This window comes from Methanobrevibacter sp. (assembly GCF_017432245.1).
Classification (GTDB): Archaea; Methanobacteriota; Methanobacteria; order Methanobacteriales; family Methanobacteriaceae; genus Methanobrevibacter.
Window position 1 is genome coordinate 1 of sequence record NZ_JAFRJO010000035.1, and the last position, 20049, is coordinate 20049.

11 protein-coding genes are annotated in these 20049 nt (G+C 34.0%); 1 reads left to right on the forward strand and 10 read right to left on the reverse strand.

What is annotated here, in order from left to right; translation table 11 throughout:
• Positions 1-158: 158 nt before the first annotated feature.
• From glp to ileS, 3 genes are all read right to left on the reverse strand, one after another.
• Positions 159-1385, reverse strand: a complete 1227-nt coding sequence (gene glp / locus IJI80_RS03080) for a gephyrin-like molybdotransferase Glp (protein ID WP_292787553.1) — start codon at positions 1383-1385, stop codon at positions 159-161.
• Positions 1386-1501: 116 nt separating this feature from the next.
• Positions 1502-3712 (reverse strand): phosphoribosylformylglycinamidine synthase subunit PurL, encoded by a 2211-nt coding sequence (gene purL / locus IJI80_RS03085; RefSeq protein WP_292787555.1) that lies wholly within the window; start codon positions 3710-3712, stop codon positions 1502-1504.
• Positions 3713-3721: 9 nt separating this feature from the next.
• Complete coding sequence (gene ileS / locus IJI80_RS03090) at positions 3722-7129, reverse strand: isoleucine--tRNA ligase (protein ID WP_292787557.1); 3408 nt, start codon at positions 7127-7129, stop codon at positions 3722-3724.
• Between the two features lie 342 nt (positions 7130-7471).
• On the opposite strand from ileS, the gene IJI80_RS03095 reads away from it, so the two are divergent.
• Entirely contained in the window at positions 7472-7858 is a 387-nt protein-coding gene (locus IJI80_RS03095) for a DUF192 domain-containing protein (RefSeq protein WP_292787559.1), read from the forward strand.
• Between the two features lie 63 nt (positions 7859-7921).
• Here IJI80_RS03095 and IJI80_RS03100 read toward each other — a convergent pair whose 3' ends face one another.
• From IJI80_RS03100 to IJI80_RS03130, 7 genes are all read right to left on the reverse strand, one after another.
• A complete protein-coding gene (locus tag IJI80_RS03100) occupies positions 7922-8620 on the reverse strand; it encodes a dihydromethanopterin reductase (acceptor) (RefSeq protein WP_292787560.1) in 699 nt (232 codons plus the stop codon).
• A 120-nt stretch (positions 8621-8740) separates the two neighbouring features.
• Positions 8741-10015, reverse strand: coding sequence for a serine hydroxymethyltransferase (glyA, locus tag IJI80_RS03105; protein WP_292787562.1), 1275 nt, complete (start codon positions 10013-10015; stop codon positions 8741-8743).
• Positions 10016-10391: 376 nt separating this feature from the next.
• Positions 10392-12374 (reverse strand): CoB--CoM heterodisulfide reductase iron-sulfur subunit A family protein, encoded by a 1983-nt coding sequence (locus IJI80_RS03110; RefSeq protein ID WP_292787563.1) that lies wholly within the window; start codon positions 12372-12374, stop codon positions 10392-10394.
• A gap of 613 nt (positions 12375-12987) precedes the next feature.
• Positions 12988-13893, reverse strand: a complete 906-nt coding sequence (locus tag IJI80_RS03115) for an AEC family transporter (protein ID WP_292787564.1) — start codon at positions 13891-13893, stop codon at positions 12988-12990.
• A 202-nt stretch (positions 13894-14095) separates the two neighbouring features.
• The gene (radA, locus tag IJI80_RS03120; protein WP_292787566.1) at positions 14096-15031 is read right to left on the reverse strand and encodes a DNA repair and recombination protein RadA; all 936 of its coding nucleotides are present in this window, start codon (positions 15029-15031) and stop codon (positions 14096-14098) included.
• A 55-nt stretch (positions 15032-15086) separates the two neighbouring features.
• A complete protein-coding gene (locus tag IJI80_RS03125; protein WP_292787568.1) occupies positions 15087-17552 on the reverse strand; it encodes an OB-fold nucleic acid binding domain-containing protein in 2466 nt (821 codons plus the stop codon).
• A 989-nt stretch (positions 17553-18541) separates the two neighbouring features.
• Positions 18542-19945, reverse strand: coding sequence for an undecaprenyl-phosphate glucose phosphotransferase (locus IJI80_RS03130; protein WP_292787570.1), 1404 nt, complete (start codon positions 19943-19945; stop codon positions 18542-18544).
• Positions 19946-20049: the final 104 nt, after the last annotated feature.

Here is a 20049-nt window from a genome sequence, read left to right on the forward strand (position 1 = left end):
AAAAAAAATAATAATAAAAATAATAATAAGAATAATCAATAAAAATAATAAAAATAATCAATAAAAAGAGCAAAGATAAGAATTTATAATTCTTATCTAAATTCTATTTTTTGAGTTTTATAAGAAAATTAACTCTTTTAAAAAATATTTTATTAAAATTAAAGGCTTGGCCATGCCATATCATTAAAGAAGATCAAGTCAACTTCATCTCCTTTTTCAATTCCTTCATGGTTTTCATCAATGATAATGTAGCAATTTGCCTCTACCATAGACCTAATTATACCTGAACCTCTATTCAAAACATGATGAACACCGGTATCATCAGCTACTGCACGAATATAATCTGTTCTTCCAAGAGATGAAGGTATTTTTGCTTGGGAAATTCTTTTAATGACCTTATGGGAATAATCGAGCCCTTGCATTTTAAATAGGTAACGTCTTGCAACTATATCAAATTGGCCCATAGCTGCTACTGGCTGACCTGATAGCATGAAAATCTGAGTGCCATTTACAATGCCTGCACCAACAGGCTTTCCAGGCCTCATTGCAACACCGTGGAATAGGACTTCACCTAATTCCTCAACCGCTTCAATAACCACATCACCTTTACTGATAGCGGTACCACCAGTTGTAATCACTACATCATATTCCTTGCTTGCCTTATCAATAGCTTCCTTGACAGCTTCAAAATCATCTGCACCATGCTCTATATCAACAATAGCTCCAGCACTTCTAATCAATGCTGCAATGGAAAATTGATTGGAATTTATGATTTTAGCTTTGTCAATTTCTGGAGAAGGTTCCACCAATTCATTGCCTGTTATCAGCAATTTGACTCTTGGCTTCTTATAGACTTCAACTTCACTGTGTCCTGCTGAAGCTATCAAACCCATCTCCTGTGGTCTGATTAAAACATTTTCACCTAACAATTCATCTCCTTTAGCAATGTCTTCTGCCTTTGGAGAAACGTTTTCACCAGGAGTGACTTGTGAATGAATCTCTAAATTGTCACCATCTTCATAGGTGAATTCTTTCATTAAAACAGCATTTGCACCATTTGGAATCGGTGCACCGGTTGCTATTACAATAGCTTCACCATTAGACAGGGTTTTATCTGAAAAGTCCCCTGCTCCGATTCTATCAATAATCTTTAATTCTTTAATGACATTATTGGAAGCTCCAAAGGTATCCTCTGCAATCACTGCATATCCATCCATAGCAGATTTGTCGAATGGAGGGGAATTATGATAAGAGGAAATGGAATGAGCTAAAACTCTGCCTTGAGAATCTTTCAAATGAATCTTTTCTGTATCCATAAGCTTTTGATTCTCATCAATTTTAGCTAAAGCATCTCCCAACGGAATTAAATTTGATATAAACTTCATATTATCGTCCATAAAATAAATTAATAAAAAATATTAAAAAAATTAATAAATAGTTAAAAAAATAAACAACACTTAAAATTTAATAAAAAAATAAAAAGAATGATGAATATTATAAATTAAGCCATATACTTTTCAATGACGCCATGATAAGCATCATCCAAGTCAGCTACAGCTAACTCTACAATGGTTTCATCATCTTTCTTAATGACTAATGAATCTCCTTTGACTTCACCGATAATTGCAGCATCCACATCAATGGAATCAATTATTTCATCTGCCTTATCTGCACTTACGGTTATGATGAATCTTGCATGGGATTCAGAGAACAATAAGTTATTGTCGCTAATGCCTTCTTCAGCCGGAACCTTGCTAATGTCCACTTCACATCCTAATTTGCCGCTCATAGCCATTTCAGACAATGCAATAGCTATTCCACCAGCAGATACATCGTGGGTCGCGGTTATTGCAAGTTCATCCTCGCCTTCAAGGAATTTTACATAATCCCCATCATTTTCAATCAAGTCAAGAATGGTGTTTGCAGATGCCAATTCATCATCAATTCTGATTTTAGGAGCATCTCCTTGTTCAAGAGAATGTACAGCTCTGTGGTATTCAGAACCTTCAACTTCATCATAGGTTTTACCGATGATGATGATCTTATCTCCTTCATTCTTGAATGGAAGAGTTCTTATATTAGAGAGTTTTTCAACACCGATTACTCCTACAGCAGGAGTTGGGTTGATTTTAATACCTTCTGTTTCATTGTAGAAACTTACGTTTCCACTGATTACAGGAGCTTCGAATTTCTCTGCAATGTCAGACATTCCCTTAATGCACTCCTTGAATTGCCAGAGGATTTCAGGATTTTCTGGATTACCGAAGTTTAAGCAGTCTACAACTGCATAAGGTTTTGCACCCATTGAAACCACATTACGGATAGCTTCAGCTACACTACCTGCTCCACCATCGTATGGAGACAATTTGGTGTGGATAGTGTTGGAATCAGCGGTAATTGCAACCGCGGTTTCATCATCAATTTGCAATACAGCTGCATCGTCACCAGGCTTTACAACGGTTCTGGTTTGAACTTCATGGTCGTATTGTTTGTAAACCCATTCTTTGCTTGCAATGTTAGGAGAGGACAATACTTTAATCAATGATTCATCTATTGGGCCATCAACCACTTCAACCAAATCAGTTGGTTTAGCAGGCTCTCTCATTTCCCTATCAAGAGAAGGAGGGTCTGCTAAAAGGATTGTTGGAACATCACATAATGTTTGGAGTTCCACTTCTGCATCGAAATCCTTTACAACCATATGGTTTCCATCAGTTACTTCACCAATCACTGCAGAAGGAATTTCGTGCTTATCACAGATAGCTTGTGCCAATTCAACATCTTTAGGGTTAATGACAAAAATCATACGTTCTTGGGATTCTGAAAGCATGATTTCGTAAGGGGTCATTCCCTCTTCACGAAGAGGAATAGCTCTAAGGTCTACAACTGCACCGTTTCCAGACTTGTCCACAAGTTCTGATACACAGCAGGTAAGACCTCCTCCACCTAAATCCTTAACACCGGAACAATCGATTTTCTCGAGAATTTCAAGTGAAGCTTCAAGCACTCTCTTTTTAGTGAATGGGTCTGCCACTTGCACAGCAGGACGGTCTTCAGTTTCAGAGTTGGAGGTTAGCTCTTCAGATGCAAAGGTTACTCCATGAATACCATCTCTACCAGTGGTTCCTCCCATAAGCAAGAATACATCTCCAATATTTGGGGCTACTGCCATTACGATTTCATCTTTCTTAACAAGCCCTGCACACAATACGTTTACAAGAGGATTTGTTCTGAAGGACTCGTCAAATTCAATCTCACCAGCAACAGTTGGAACACCTACCCTGTTACCATAGTCGGATATTCCTTCAACAACATGCTCAAACAAGTATCTTGACTTTTGGTCTTCAAGAGGACCGAAACGAAGGCTGTCTAAAAGTGCAATCGGCATTGCACCCATGGAAATGATATCTCTTAAAATTCCTCCAATACCGGTTCCTGCTCCACCGTAAGGTTCAATAGCTGAAGGGTGATTATGACTTTCCATACCTACAGCAAGAGCATACTCATCTGTAATGGATACAAGACCTGCATCGTCTCCAGGACCTAAAACTATGTTTTCTCCTTCAGTAGGGAACAACTTTAAAATTGGCCTACTACTTTTATAGGAACAGTGCTCAGAGAACATTACATCCAACATTCCCTCTTCCAATTCGTTCATTTCTCTTTTGAGAATTCCTTCAATATATTTTACTTCAGAATCTGTTAAAGTCATTTTAACACCTTAGCTAAGCTTTACAACAGAAATAATTACTTTGTGATTTTCAATTTCCCATTCTTTAGAGTATTCTACTGAAATGTCTTCATACTCTCTTCCTAAACCTTTATCGGTACAAACTTCACAGGCTTTGCCATCAAATATTACAAGTGACTTAGCTCTTACCTCTTCACTTATTAATTCAGATTGCTTTTCAACCAATTCCTTGAATTCAGCATCGGTGTTCACCATTACACCAATATTAGCCTCAACATCCAAGTCCATGTCCTTTCTCATGTCTTGGATTCTTCTAATAAGTTCACGAGCCATAGCTTCAGATAAGATCTCTGGAGTGATTTTAGTATTTACGAATACATTTCCTCCAGCAAATTCTGCACTTACAACATCATCAGGAAGCTCAGTTTCATAAAGAACATCATCAGCGGAGAGTTCAATTTCCTTTAAATTGCCTTCTCTATCTTCTCCTCTCACAACATATTTGCCAGTAGAGGCCAAGCTATCCTTAATGGAATTGCCTATTCCATCTGCTTTAGCTTGTGCGAAGAATTTCTGTACAATGCCCATATCTCCCTTAAGTCTTGGACCTAAGGTTTTGAGATTAGGTTTTGCAATAAATGTAAGGTTTTCAAATTCAGTAGCTGTGATAACTTCTTTTGTATTTGATTGATCTTTAATAATGTCTTCAAGTGAGGATATGCTTTCCAAGATTTCCTCATCCTGTGATACAACGGTGATGTCGCTTACAGGCCATCTTAATTTGTATCTTGCAACATCCCTTGCTCTTGCAGATGCTTCGATAACATCTCTCACATTATCCATTTTAGCTTCAAGTTCCTTATCGATTAAGGATTCGTCATACATCCAATCATCCATATGAACACTTTCTGCAGCATCAGCATCCAAGTTTTTAACCAAGTTTTCATATACCTCTTCAGATAAGTGAGGGGTAATTGGAGCCATTAAATGGATTAAGGTATTAAGTGTAGTGTAAAGTGAATAGTATGCACCTAATTTGTCTGGGTCATCGCTTTCCACCCAAGTTCTTCCTCTGATTAATCTTACATACCATCTACTTAAGTCTTCAAGTATGAAGTTGTTGATAGCTCTTGTAGCTAAGTGGAAATGCACATCGTTAATCGCTTCACCCACTTCTTTTGCAAGTGAATTTACGCGGGACAAGATCCATTTATCCTCATTTCTAAGAGTGATATTTGCATCAGGACCATCAACTATGCATTTTGCAGGGTCGAATTCATCTAAAGCCATATAAGTGGTTGAGAACACATATACATTCCAGAAGATATTGAACATCTTTTTGACATTGTTCAATTCATCCCATACGAACTTAAGGTCATCCCATGGCTTGCAAGCCCATAAAAGGTAGAATCTAAGCACATCTGCACCATACTTTTCAATGACTTCCTCAGGTTGAACTACATTACCTAAGGATTTACTCATCTTTTTACCTTCTTCGTCCAATACAAATCCATGCATTAAAACCTTATTGTATGGAGCTTGATCCAATGCAATTACACCAGTTCCTAATTGGGAATAGAACCATCCTCTGGTTTGGTCGTGTCCTTCACAAATAAAGTCGTAAGGATACCATTCATTAAACATTTCCTCTTCACGAGGGTAGTATAAAGCTGCCCAACCTGCTACTCCTGAGTCAATCCATACATCCAATACATCAGGAATACGTTTCATAGGTGAATCGCAGCCACAATCACATTTAATCAATACGTCATCAACATAAGGTCTGTGTACTAAATCCTCATCACTTGCAGTGATTTCATTGATTGATTCATTTTTAAGCTCTTCAACTGAACCGATTACCTTGATTTGGCCACAATCAGGACAAATCCAAATAGGTATTGGAATACCCCAGTATCTTTGTCTTGAAATGGTCCAGTCCTTAGCGTTAGCTACCCAATCATGGAATCTTCCTTCACCAGCCCATTTAGGTACCCATTCAACTCTGTCAATTTCAGAGAGCATTTTTTCCTTTATTTCAGGCACTTTAATGAACCATTGTTCAGTAGCCAAGTAAATGATAGGAGTCTTACATCTCCAACAGACACCGTATCTGTGAGTGATGGTGTCATTCTTAAACATTAGATCTTGAGCAATTAAATCTGCAATAATTGTGTCATTCATGTCTTTGGTAAAGCCTTCAGCATAGATACCACCATCTTCAGTGAAACATCCTGCTTCATCTACAGGACAGTGAATAGGGAGCCCTATTTTCTGACCGATTTCAAAGTCCTCAGGACCGTGTCCAGGAGCGGTGTGTACAAAACCTGTACCTTCTCCTAACTCTACATGGTCTCCATGGAAAGTGGAGTGAACTAAACTGTTTTCCGCTTCAATTTCCATTTGTTTTGGTACTTGTTCTGCTAAAGGATAAACATAAGATAAACCTAAAAGTTCAGACCCTTTTACGGTTTTGATGATTTCATACATCACTTCCTTCTCTTCCTCTATGATGTATTTCTTTTCTTTAGACTCTTCATCTTCAGGATCATATTTAGGATTTGGCAATTTGTTTTTGTGAATAACTTCAATTGGACCTAAAACTGTTTCCAAGAGCTCTTTTGCAATGATTAGGATTTCTTCTCCACTTTCATTTAATCTTTCATCTACCTTTACGAAAGAATAATCGAAATCCTCATTCAAACAAATAGCTAAGTTTCCAGGAAGTGTCCAAGGAGTGGTTGTCCATACAAGGAAAGACTGTTTCAAATCAGCATAATCTCCATCTGTGATTAATTTTTCCTTAAGTGGGAAACGTACATAGATGGAAGGGTCGTCACCTTCAGTATAGTCAATTTCAGCTGCAGCAAGTGCAGTTTGACAGTGAGGACACCAGCTGATTACCCTTTGGTCACGGGTAAGCAAGTTCTTTTCATGAGTCTTCTTCAATGTCCACCATGCGGATTCCATATATTTAGGATCCAAGGTCATGTAAGGGTTGTCCCAATCCATCCAAACTCCTAAGCTTTTGAATTGCTCAGTCATTGCAACCTTATTTTCCATTGCAAATTCCTTACATTTGTTGATAAAGTTGTCAATACCGTATTTTTCCTCAATTTCCTGTTTGGATTCAATTCCTAACAATTGCTCTACCTTATGTTCAATAGGCAATCCGTGGGTATCCCATCCAGCTTGTCTTCTTAAAGAAAATCCATTCATGGACTTGTAACGCAATAAGGTGTCCTTAATAACCTTATTCCAGGTAGTACCTAAATGGATTTTTCCACTACAATATGGAGGCCCATCTAAAAAGGAATATTGTGGACCGTTAGCTCGCAATTTATTTGTTTTTTCATAAATATCAGAATCTGCCCAAAAGTTTTGGACCTTTTCCTCTATCTTTTTAAAGTCATAGTTTTTCTCTGCCTCTTTTAACGGCATATCGATTCTCCTAATAAATGTGATTTTTTAAATTTATTAAAATGGTAAATATTATAAGAATTTAAGATAAAATTCATTATCTTAATTGATTTTAATAAATTGACAAAATATATATAATATATATTATTATGATATATATTTCTTATTTTGAATGTAAATAAACTTTATTATTATTAATAATTATAAAAATAATAATCGCATTATAATTATAATATGATGATGGAATTAAAAAATGATAATTTGCTTGTTAAATTGATTTTAAAGTGTAAAAAAACTTCTAATAATAAAAATATTTATAAATATTGAGAATAAATAGAAAATAATAGAATTATGGATAATAAATTGAAAAATAATGAAAATAAAACGAATAAAAATTTGAAGTTAATGACACTTAAAAAATCAAATGAAGAAATTGCAGAAATCAGAATAGCTAATACTTTTTTTAGTCGTTTAAGAGGACTTATGTTTAAAAAAAATGCTAAAGTTCCCTTGTTGTTTGAGATTCCTGAGAGAATAAATAAAAAGGAAAGATCCTCAATCCATAGCTTTTTCATGAGATTTGAGATAGTTATAGTTTTTATTGATAAAAGAAATGTGGTTTATGAAATAGCTGAATTGAAGCCGTGGAATTGTTATATCCCTAAAAAACCAGCAAAATATATAATGGAATTTGATAAAAGAGAATTCAATGATTGCTTGAAAATAGGTGATAAAATAGAAATAAAATAGATATAATATATTTAAAATAAGCGTGAATAAAAATAAAAATTAAAAAATAAAAGGATAGAAAAATTATAAATCTAAGCTATCCATAAGACTTTGAGGAGTGTCGAAAATCTCGATTCCCTCCATTTTTTGGAGTTTTTGAGTATTTTCAATATCTATTTCCCTCATATGCATGGTTATGACTTTTCCTGTTGAAACCGCATCATATGGACAAATGTCCTTACAGGTTCCACAGCCAATGCATTTCAATAGATCAATTTCCTCATAGGCAATGATAGCACCATTCGGACAAGCTAAAGCAGCCTCACATTCATCACATTTTTGGCATTTGGTCTTTTCAAGCTTTGAAGGCAATATTGTTTCCACATCCCCTGGTTCAATGTCTACAGGAACCATAAGGGTTCTCACTCTGCCTTTTCCAGCTTGTGCAACTGCATTGGTTACAAGAGTGTCTGAAATTCCATGAACTATCTTGGCAACTGTGTTTGCGGTTGTAGGTGATACGATAAGCAAATCATATTTTCCAAGTGAAAGCCTGCCAGTGATTGGAAAACTGAACTTTTGATTGGAATCACTTGCAAGTTCATTATATCTTCCACCTGTTACAGCAACAACTCTATCATAGAGGCCGTACATCTTTAAAACTTCTTCAGAAGCCTGTGATAAAAAGACAGTCAAATCGTTATCTTTTGCCAATTCTTCCATAGCTTCAACGCTTTCCTTAAGCAAATGTCCTGCACCGGTAAAAGCCCATCCGATTTTCATGAAATATCTCCTAAAAATAGATTTAAAATTAATGAAAAAATAAAAGTTAAGAGAATTTACTCCCAACTAGTGAAAAAGTTTTGGTCAAGGTTCTACAGACTGAAGTCTGTGAAGCTTGGATTATATATGTTCAATGAACTTGTATCCTTCTTCTTCTGTGAAAGCGTAGTGAATGGTTCTGTACTGACTCATGAATTCAGTTACTTCATCCTTGATGTCTACCTTGTCACCTTCAGCAACTCTCCAAATGAACTCAGCCACTTCTTCCATTTCTTTTTCTTTCATTCCTCTTCTGGTGATTTCCTGAGTACCGATTCTGATACCAGATGGGTCATCACTGTCATTTACATTGTCACCAGGAATGAGGTTTTTGTTAAGAATGATATTGTTTTGCTCTAATTCCTTAGCCAATATGGTAGCTCTCTTGACATCTCTTACATCCATAGCAACTTGGTGGGATTCAGTGTATCCTAAGTCTTCACACATTACATTGAATCCTTGTTCTGCAAGAGCTCCTGCTAATGCTTTAGCGTTCTTAATGGTTTGTTTAGCATAATCTTCACCAAACTCTAACATTTCGGCAGTAGCAATACCTAAACCAGCTAAATGGTGTAAGTGGTGGTTACTTACTACACCAGGGAATACAGCATTATCAATTAATTTTTCATTTTTCTTATCGGATAAGATAATTCCTCCTTGAGGACCTGGGAAAGTCTTGTGGGTACTTCCCATAAGAACTTCAGCTCCTTCTTTTAAAGGATCTTGGAATTGTTTACCTGCAATCAATCCGAGAACGTGAGCACCATCGTACATAATGGTTGCTCCCACTTCGTTAGCTGCATCAACAACTTCAGATACAGGGTGTGGGAATAGGAATAAGCTTCCTCCAAAGAGGATGATTTTTGGTTTTTCCGCTAAGATCATTTTGTTCAATGCATCAACATCAATGTTCATTACTTCTGGGTTGAAAGGATGTTCTAAAGTTTTTAATCCTCTAATACCTGCTGCACTTACATTTGCATGGGAAATGTGTCCTCCGAAAGGAATGTTCATAGCAATCATCTTGTCTCCAGCTTTAGCAAAGCCGAAGAAAGCAGCGAGGTTTGCAGTTACACCGGAAACCGGTTGGACGTTTGCATAGCTACAGTCGTAAACTTTACATGATAATTGTTTTGTAATGTCTTCGATTTGGTCAATGTAGGTACATCCTTGGTATAATCTTTCATAAGCTTGTCCTTCTGCATATCTGTGAGCCAAATCAGAAGCCATTGCGGTTGTGACAGCATTACTTGTGGTATTTTCACTTGCAATGAGGTTAACGCTGTCTCTCATCCAGTCATTATGAACTCTCATCAAGTCATAAATCTTATTCATATCTTCTTCATATTGATACATCATAACACCTATATTCTCTTAAATAACTTATTAAACATTAAATATTATTTTTTAATTAATAGTAAAATAATAGAATTATTAAAAATTTCAAAGTTTATAAAAATCAGAAATAATAAAAAAATTCTAAAAATATAATCTTATAAAATTCTTATTATTATATAATATAATTTTTTAATTAAATAAAACTTTTTATTAAATTATAATATTTAATATTATTCTTGTTTTATTATGCAATATAGACTTTGCAAAATTGATGGAATTTTAGAAAAAAAGATCTAATTTTAAAAAAATGTTTGAAATAAAACGTTGCCTAATATACGAACAAATAAAAATTGTTTAAAAAAAAGAAAAAGAAAAAGAGAATAAATCTCTTAATCTATTTTGCAACATCTTCGAGAGCTGCTGCAATTTGTGCCATAATTTGTTCGGTTTTGAAGTGGTTTTGGTTCATAGCACCAGATGGACATGCACCTACACAGGTACCACATCCTTTACATAATGCAACGTTAATAGCTGCGTGTTTGTCTGCGCCTTCACCTTCAATACTTACAGCACCGAATGGACATAATTCTACACATACTTCACATGCACCACATACGGTGGTATCAGTGTCAGCAGTAATAGGTTCGATTTCTACTTCACCTTTAGCCATAGGGATAGATGCTCTTGATGCTGCAGCAGATCCTTGTGCTACTGCGTCAGGAATATCTTTAGGACCTTGTGCTACACCAGCAATGTAAACACCGTCAGTTAAAGTGTCAACAGGTCTGAGTTTTGGGTGAGCTTCCATGTAGAATCCGTCGGTAGTTCTGGATAAACCTAAGGTTTGTCTGAGTTCGTTAGATCCTTTAGGAGGTTCTAATCCTACAGATAATACAACTAAGTCGTAGGTGTATTCAGTTACTTTTCCGAGTAAGGTATCTTCTGCTCTTACGGTTAAGGTTAAGTCATCGTTTTCGAGGATTTCTGCAGGACGTCCTCTGATGAATTCAATACCGTATTTTTCTTGGGAAGTTTTGTAGAACTCTTCGAATCCTTTACCGAATGAACGGATATCCATGTAGTAACAGGTTACTTCAGTGTCAGGTTCGTGGTCAATACATAATTGAGCGTTTTTCATGGAGTACATACAACATACTCTTGAACAGTAGGATTTACCGATTTGTTCATCTCTTGAACCGACACAGTGGATGAATGCAACACGTTTAGGTTCTTTACCGTCAGATGGTTTTTGTACGTGACCACCAGTAGGACCGGATGCGTTGATCATTCTTTCAATTTCCATTGCGGTAATTACGTTAGTGTATCTGCCGTAACCGTATTCGTATTTTTCGGTTGGGTCGTATGGGTCGTAACCGGTTGCTGCAATAATAGTACCAACATGGAGTTCGATTTCTTCTGGTTCCATGTCACGGTCGATTGCTTCAGGACCACATACGGTTTCACAAAGACCACAGTCGATACAGTAGTTTTTGTCGATAGTTGCACAGAGAGGTACTGCTTGAGGGAATGGGATGTAAGCTGCTCTTACCATACCTACACCTTCGTCGTAGTAGTTAGGTATTTCGATAGGACAGACTTCTTGACATTGTCCACATCCAGTACAGTCTTCTTCTTTAACGTATCTAGGTTTTTTCTCAACTTTTACAGTGAAGTTACCGATGTAACCGTCTACTTCTTTTACTTCTGCGTAAGTAATTAATTCAATGTTTTCGTGTTTGGAAGTGTCTACCATCTTAGGTGCGAGAATACACATGGAACAGTCTAAGGTAGGGAAGGTTTTGTCTAATTGTCCCATTCTTCCACCAATAGTTGGGTTTCTTTCTACCATGTAGGTTTTGAATCCCATATCAGCTAAGTCTAATGCAGATTGAATACCTGCTACTCCACCACCAATAACAAGACATTTTTTGTCTACTGCTACTTTAGAAGCTTCAAGAGGTTCTAATAATCTTGCTTTTGCAACAGCCATACGAGTTAAGTCTTTAGCTTTTGCAGTTGCTTCCGCAGGTTGGGTCATGTGTACCCAAGAGTCTTGTTCTCTTAAGTTAGCAAATTCAAATAAGAATTTGTTTAATCCAGCTTCTTCTACACATCTTCTGAAGGTAGGTTCGTGAAGTCTAGGAGAACATGCTGCTACTACAATTCTGTTTAAGTTGTGTTCTTTGATGTCTTCTTGAATAAGACTTTGACCAGGGTCAGAACACATGTACTTGTAATCTTTCGCAATTACTACGTTAGGTAAAGTTTCTGCGTAAGCTGCTACTTCAGGACAGTTTACGACTCCACCAACGTTTACACCACAGTGGCAAACATATACTCCCACTCTAATTTCTTCGTTGTTAATTTCTTCTGCCATTAAATCACCTTGTACAAGTAAAATGATTAATCATTTGATCTAATTTTTTAAATATATTATATATATAAAATATTAGATAGTTTAATTTTTCTAAAAAGTCAGTATATAAAGGTTTCTATAAATAAGTAGGAGTAAAGTATATATATGAGAAAAAATTAAATTAATTAAAATAGTATAAATTAGCAAATTCAGATTAAATAAGATTATTTTAATTAAATAAGATTTAATAATCACTATTAAGAACAATAGAGATATAATTAGTCTTTAATTTAAAAAATAAAATAGATTTTGATACACCTAAAAATTAAAAAAAATACAATGAAAATTTCAAAGAAAGGTGGAAAAGCCTTTAAAAATTGAAAAATTTCCCAACGAAGATAAATGTTTAAATCAAGTAAAAATGAAAATAAAGATAGAAAAATAACTATTAAATTAAAAAAAATATAAATAATAGAAATTTTATCTAAATAATGATAAATTGATTTGTTTTTAAAATTTAAGCTAATTTAAGGAATAATAAAAGTAGTGTAACCTTTTATGCAACACTAAAAAAAGCTAAAAAATAGCTTAATAAAAATGAATAAAAAATTGATATAAATCCTTTAAATGTTCGTTAAAGGATAAACATTAGGAATATAGGAATTGTCACAAGACTGAAAACAGTGGATGTGAATATGCAATCGGAAGTGAGTTCCCAATCCAATCTATAGGTAACAGCCAATACCAAACCTAACATTGCAGATGACATGGCAGCTTCAATAAATCCAATAGTATGTTCAAATCCAGTAATATTAAGCAAAGACAATACTCCCAATGCAATTAAAGGATAAATGATCAATTTTATAATTGAAGCCAAACCTACCTCCTTGAAATGATACTTCAAACCATCAATCTTTAAGGACAACCCTAAAGATATCATAATAAGTGGGATGGTAGCCCCTGCCAAATAAGTCACCACAGTTGACCCAACAGAGCCTATAGGAATGCTAAAGATATTGAATGTTATCCCAAATATGATTGACCATAGAGGCAGGAATGTTAAGATCTTACGGATAGCCACTTTGATTTCACCATCAAAGATCAATATTAATATAAAACTTAAGACAACAAAAATTATTGAAGTGGAAATATCACAGAATACAGCCCTTATCATACCTTCATTTCCAAAGATTCCTTGAGTGATAGGGTAACCTAAAAAACCGGTGTTTCCTAAAACCACAACAATGACAAGACTCCAAATTTTCCTCTTGTCCCAGCCAAAAAAATTAAGTAGCAAATAAGTCAATATTCCTACAATTAAACTAGTTATTAACATGTAAACTGTTAATATGCTTAATCTTGGAAGCAAGGAAACATCAGCAGTGTACAAAGCATTGAAAATCATACATGGTAGAGCTATATTGATTACTATATTATTGAGAGTTTCGACATCATTTTCCTTCAAAAGACCAATCTTTTTGGATAAGGTCCCTATCAAAATCATGACAATGATTGAAACAATAATAATCCTATAGTCCATACAATCAACTAGATAATTCAATAATTTAAAAAAAATGAAATACGTTTAATTAATAAACGATTGATAAATTAAATTTATAAAAATTAGTTAAAATAGTTTTTGTAAAATAGGGTAATAAAAAAGAAAATAAAAAAGAATTAATTAGGAGCAATTACTCCCAACTATTAAAAATATTTTGATCAAACTTTTTTTAAAAGTTTGGTTAATCTACAATACCATCAGTAGTGACTTTGAATACAGCTTCACCTTCTGGCAAGTGAGGGCTGTCCACTAATCTAGCAATTCTCTTACCAGCCAATCCTTTTTTAAGCCAAATTCTGTAAGTGGAAGCGTGTCCTAAAACGTGTCCACCAATAGCTTTTGTTGGACTTCCAAAGAATGCATCAGGTCTTGCCTGAACTTGGTTTGTAAGGAAAACAGCTACATTATAGGTATTAGCTACTTGCTGCAATGCATGTAAGTGCTGGTTTAATTTTTGCTGTCTTACAGCTAAAGATTCCCTTCCAACATACTCTGCTCTGAAGTGTGCCATAAGGGAGTCAACAATGACCAATCTTACATTCACGCCACTTTGAATTAATTCATTGATTTTTTCAGCCATTAAAATTTGGTGAGAAGAGTTAAATGCCCTTGCAATATGGATTTTTCTTAAAACCTCTTCATGATCTAGGCCGAATGCATCTGCTATTTGTTCAACCCTTTCAGGTCTGAAAGTGTTTTCTGTATCAATAAATACACATTCACCATCTAAACCACCTTTTTCTTTAGGCAATTGAACAGTAACAGCTAATTCATGGGAAATTTGACTTTTACCTGATCCAAATTCACCGAAAACTTCAGTAATTGCTTGAGTTTCGATTCCTCCACCGATTAACTCATCAACACCTTTACTTCCAGTGGTTATACGGCCAACATCACGTCTTCTTTCCATTACATCAAATGCTGTTTCAAAATCAATTTTTTCAGCTCTACGTGCTGCTTCAATAACTTTTTCAGCTACCCCTTCACCTATTTCTGCTTTTACAGACAATTCTTTAGCAGTAGCAGTAGCTAATCTCATCATATCAGCAAAACCAGCTTCTCTTAATTTTTCAGCAGTTTTTTCACCAACATTAGGTAAGTCTTCAAGTTCTACCATAATTATCAACCCATTAAATAAATTCATTAAAGTTCATCATGCATTAAAATAAAACTTAAAACTCAATTTTATCAATTCTTTTAGGTCTAAGTCTTATCTCTTCATCGTAATTATTGTAATTCACATCAGCAATTACTTCTAAGGTTCTACCTTCAAGATCCATTACTCTAGTCTCTAGGAATCCTAAGTCTCCTTCATTTTCTTCATATAGAGCAACAATATCATCATGTTTCATGTCAAGCAATTGTTCCACCAATTCATTAAAGAAAGTTACTTGAATTTCACCAGTATCATCGCTAAGCTTTCCAGGAAGCATTAAAAGATATTTTGGTTTATCAATTTCATTTCCACAGTGTGGACATAGCTCCTCATCCTCATCTTCAATAGTGCGGTTACAGATAGGGCATTTTGGAATTAAAATCCTTTCAACAAAAGGCTCTGAGAATGTGCCTGTTACCCTTACATTTCTATCTTCCAATTCAAGAGTTTCAATAGTTTTTGATGTGTATAACTCTTTTCGTAAATCCTCAATATCAGGAAGAGCTGATAATTCATTATAAGAAGGTTGCAACATATTAGTTGAATTTCCTACAGACAACTCTACACGGTTAGACATATCATTATAGTTTATACGTGGATTTTGGATTTTGATTGCATCATTAATGTCATAAGGCAAATTAGTCTTATCATCCCATAATGTTACAGCTATGAATCCGGAATCATCCCCGATGGTCATGTTTCTAACTAAACCTTTTGAACCATCTTGTCTTTCAAATTCACGGGTATCTTCGATTTCCATGATTCTTGCAACAACTTTGACATTCATGTCATCATCATCTAAGTCATCAATCTTCTTGGTTTCATAAATCTGTTCTTCCAAATCTTCAAATGAAGGCAAGTCAGATGATTCAGCATCTGTAAGTTCAATTACTCTAGTTGTTTTTCCAACATTAAGTTCAACTTCATACATGCCTAATCTGGTTCTGGCATTTTCAATTTGATATGCTTTGCCTATGCCATAGGAAGCTTCTGCCTTTTCATCCCAAAAGGAAATTCTAACTTTTCCTGTTGAATCTGCAATGTCACCGGAACGAACAAATCCAGTTGAACCATCATCCCTTTGGAAAGAATGGGAATCATAAATTGTAATCAATCTACCAATAATGTCCACTTCTTCTCCATCATCTTCATGCTCTTGAACATCACGAATGGCTATTGGACCTAAGTTACTTGCAATTTCATTCAATTCTTCAACTAAGTCTTCATCAAGATCAGGATTAACTTTTAATTCAGTGTTCCAATTGGTATTTACCCTATGTCCTCTACTATAATCATCATATTCAACATCTCCTCCGATGACTTTAAGGACATCTCCTTTAGACACTTTCAATTTAGTGTCGTCACCCCAAAGAGTGACTCTGATGGAACCGCTGGCATCACTGATTTCAATTGATTTTACAAATCCATCAGTGCCATCTTGCCTTTTAAATGTAATAGTATCCTGTATTTTGGTAACTACTCCGATTAAGCTTGCATTTTTATTTTCTACTGCATCTGCAATCTTAACAATATTCTCTTCGTATTCAGGAAGATCATAGTCTCCTTCAACCTTAAGGATTCTTCCATCCCAATGGGATAAGGAGATTTCATCATTTCTTTTTCTGGATTGCTCATTAAGGATCTTGACAACATCCCCTTCTTTTAAATCCAAGCTCTCAATTAAGTTTACATCCTTGTTCCATAAGGTGTAAGAAATAATTCCTGTATTGTCTTGAATTTCAAGAGAGGTCACTTTTCCTTTTTTGCCGTTGCTTTCATAGGAATGTGGAGTAGGAACACGGATTAACCTTCCGATAATACTTACTTTTTGATCAGGAACAATATCTGAAATTGGAATGATATTCTCTTCATAGACTGGGAATTCATCAATGTTTTTTGGATAGTTTTCATTTGTCTCATCAATCGCTTTAAGCAATGATCTAGGACGTAATGAAAATTCCTTGCCTCCTCTGAATCCATCTTTACAGTCAATATCAGAAATTTCTACAATATCTCCCTCAGTGATGTGTCTAAGATGCTTAATGTTTTCACTCCATAGAACAAGTCTTACTTCACCGGTATTGTCTGCAATTTGCATATTTGCAAGTTCTCCTTCATCACCTTTTCTTGTAGTGAATTTTTTAGGATTGGAGATAGACATTACCCTTGCAATGACACTGAAACCTTGACGGCCAGAATCAACTTCAGCTATTGTCTTTGGAGTTTCAACATCAAACCCATCATAATGTTCTTCATCCTTAGTTTCCTTTCCAGTGAATGGATTGACTACCATATCAATGAAATCCTTATCACTGAAAAAGGAAGCATCCTTGTACTCGTCTTTAACTTTATTAAATTTATCTATGAATTCATCTTTAGATATAGAGTCTTGAACTTTTTCCCAACCTTCCATGATGTATTGGAAATCTTCTTCACTAATATCTTCAACCAAATTCATTCCATTGAAAAATTCTTTATCCATACCAAACCCTCGTTTTTTTAAATTATAAATTTAGTAAAAATAATCTAATAAAATAACAATCCGCTTAATTTACTTATAATATTTTCATGAATTTTTCATGTTTATTTAATCAAAATCAAGTTTGATCATTAATTTATCACAATTTTTTCAAGTTAAATTATAATTTAATTTTCTCTATATATAATAATTAAGACAGAGCATTTGAAAACTAATAGTGTAATTTCAAGTGAAAAATTATTAGCTTTCCAATGCTTTTTAAAAATGTAACCATTTAAGATATTTGAATAATGAAATGAGAATAACAATATAAAAATAAGTTGCAAAAATCAAAAATTTTAATCAGAAACTTATTTTTAAAATCATAATTTCAAAATCATAATTCATTATAATTATATATTTATAATCTATAATATTTTAATATTTTTAAAAATATTTTTTTAATAATTTATTTTAAATTTTTATAATAAATTTTCAATATATTTTCAATATTCAAATTCTTTAAATTCATTTCAAAAATCCAATTTTTTCTTAAAAATCCATATCAAAATAATTATCAAATCATGCTAAATTTTTATTCAAAATACTAAGGACTTAAGCATAAAATTTAAGCATAAATATTAAGAACATTGAAGTTTATAAAAGTTATTTTTTATGTCATTCTAATGATTGTTCAAATTTCAAAAGCAAATATCCAAGGCCAATTTTTAAAAATTAACTCTGTAATAATCAATTATACAACAAAATATATAAAGATATGCTTTTTTTAGTTATAATAATTCAAAATAAGATTAATTTAGTAATTTAAAGTAAATTTAACAATCTAAATAAAAAATAACATGATTTTAATCATTTTAAAATAAAGTAAAAAACTATTAGCCATACAAAAATTTCAATTGAAATGAAAAAATATGAAAAATAAGAATGAAAAAATATGAAAGATAAGAATGAAAAAATATGAAAAATAAGAATTAAAAGAGATAGATCTGAACTTAATATGCATTTTCATTTCTTTTGAAAATAGTCTTGAACATGATTTGAATATCTAATGTTAAACTCCAGTTTTCTACATATCGGATATCATATTCTATACGCTTTTCAATGGAAGTGTTTCCTCTATACCCATTCACTTGAGCAAGCCCTGTAAGGCCTGGCCTTACTTGATGCTTAACCATATATTTTGGAATTGACTTTTTGAATTGCTCTACAAAATATGGTCTTTCAGGGCGAGGGCCAACAACACTCATCTCCCTTTTTAAAACATTGAAAAACTGAGGCAGTTCATCAATGCTCATTTTTCTAATAAATGAGCCAACCCTTGTTTTTCTAGGATCATCTTCTGTGGTCCATTGGGATTTCTCCTCATCCTCATCTTGAACCTTCATGCTTCTAAACTTATACATCATGAATGGCTTGCCTCCATAACCAATCCTTTCCTGTTTGAATATGATTGGGCCTGGAGATTCCAACTTAATTGCAATAGCTGTTATGAGCATGATTGGAGAGGTTATTATAATTGCTACAATTGCAACAAAATAATCTTCAAGGATTTTCTTGAATTTATTGAATGCATCATCCAAAGGAACATAGCGTATATTGATAATAGGCAAGTCGTCTAACATGTCAACAGAAGGCTTTGCAGGCAAGTACTTATAATAATCTGGAATGATTTCCGCCTTGATTCCCTCTTCTTCACATGCATCCACGATTTCATTCAGGTGATAATAGTATTGCAAAGGAATGGCTATAACAACCCTATCGAATTTATGGGATTTCAATACATTTGGCAAATCCTTAAAAGTTCCAATGAATTTAATTCCCTCGAAGGTTTTGCCTAAATGTTCTTTTCTTCCTAAAAATCCATCGATGCTATATCCTAAATAAGTCTTGGACTTGATCTTATGTGCAAAGGTAAATGCCAATTCATTATCTCCAATAATGAGCATATGCTTTAGATTGCGGTTGTTGACTCTCATGAATCTTAAAAACAAAACCACAATAGCTCTTTCAATAATTGTGAAAATTATACCAAACAAGCTTAAGAGAAAGAGCATAATTCTTGAAAAATCAGGCTGGTCAATCACGAATAAAATAGCGACCAATATGATGAATGCCATTATATCTGATTTGATTATATCTTCTGAACCTGAGAATATTGAAGATTTATTCCTGAAAGGTTTGTATAATCCAAAAAAGTAGTATAGCAATAGATAAGTGGGAATAATGCATACGATAGTGAATATCAAATAATGCATAAAGGGCAATGATCCACCTAAAGGGCCAAAAATAGTGGTTTTAAATCTAACATAATAAGCTAGAACCAATGAGAATAGAATTACAAGAACATCTATCACAACAAGCAATGAATTCAATATTCTTTGATTTTCTCTAATCATTTACTATGCCCCATTTTAAAATAATTATAAAATTTAAATAATCATTTACATAATATTAAACAATTTTATAGTATAATAGATTTAAAAACTCTAATTCACTTAAT

What these genes read in the sequence shown, in the direction of transcription:
- IJI80_RS03110 (WP_292787563.1), bottom strand. Translation starts at nt 12,374, where the DNA reads ATGGCAGAAGAAATTAACAACGAAGAAATTAGAGTGGGAGTATATGTT.
- glp (WP_292787553.1), bottom strand. Translation starts at nt 1,385, where the DNA reads ATGAAGTTTATATCAAATTTAATTCCGTTGGGAGATGCTTTAGCTAAA.
- IJI80_RS03115 (WP_292787564.1), bottom strand. Translation starts at nt 13,893, where the DNA reads ATGGACTATAGGATTATTATTGTTTCAATCATTGTCATGATTTTGATA.
- radA (WP_292787566.1), bottom strand. Translation starts at nt 15,031, where the DNA reads ATGGTAGAACTTGAAGACTTACCTAATGTTGGTGAAAAAACTGCTGAA.
- IJI80_RS03130 (WP_292787570.1), bottom strand. Translation starts at nt 19,945, where the DNA reads ATGATTAGAGAAAATCAAAGAATATTGAATTCATTGCTTGTTGTGATA.
- IJI80_RS03125 (WP_292787568.1), bottom strand. Translation starts at nt 17,552, where the DNA reads ATGGATAAAGAATTTTTCAATGGAATGAATTTGGTTGAAGATATTAGT.
- ileS (WP_292787557.1), bottom strand. Translation starts at nt 7,129, where the DNA reads ATGCCGTTAAAAGAGGCAGAGAAAAACTATGACTTTAAAAAGATAGAG.
- purL (WP_292787555.1), bottom strand. Translation starts at nt 3,712, where the DNA reads ATGACTTTAACAGATTCTGAAGTAAAATATATTGAAGGAATTCTCAAA.
- IJI80_RS03100 (WP_292787560.1), bottom strand. Translation starts at nt 8,620, where the DNA reads ATGAAAATCGGATGGGCTTTTACCGGTGCAGGACATTTGCTTAAGGAA.
- glyA (WP_292787562.1), bottom strand. Translation starts at nt 10,015, where the DNA reads ATGTATCAATATGAAGAAGATATGAATAAGATTTATGACTTGATGAGA.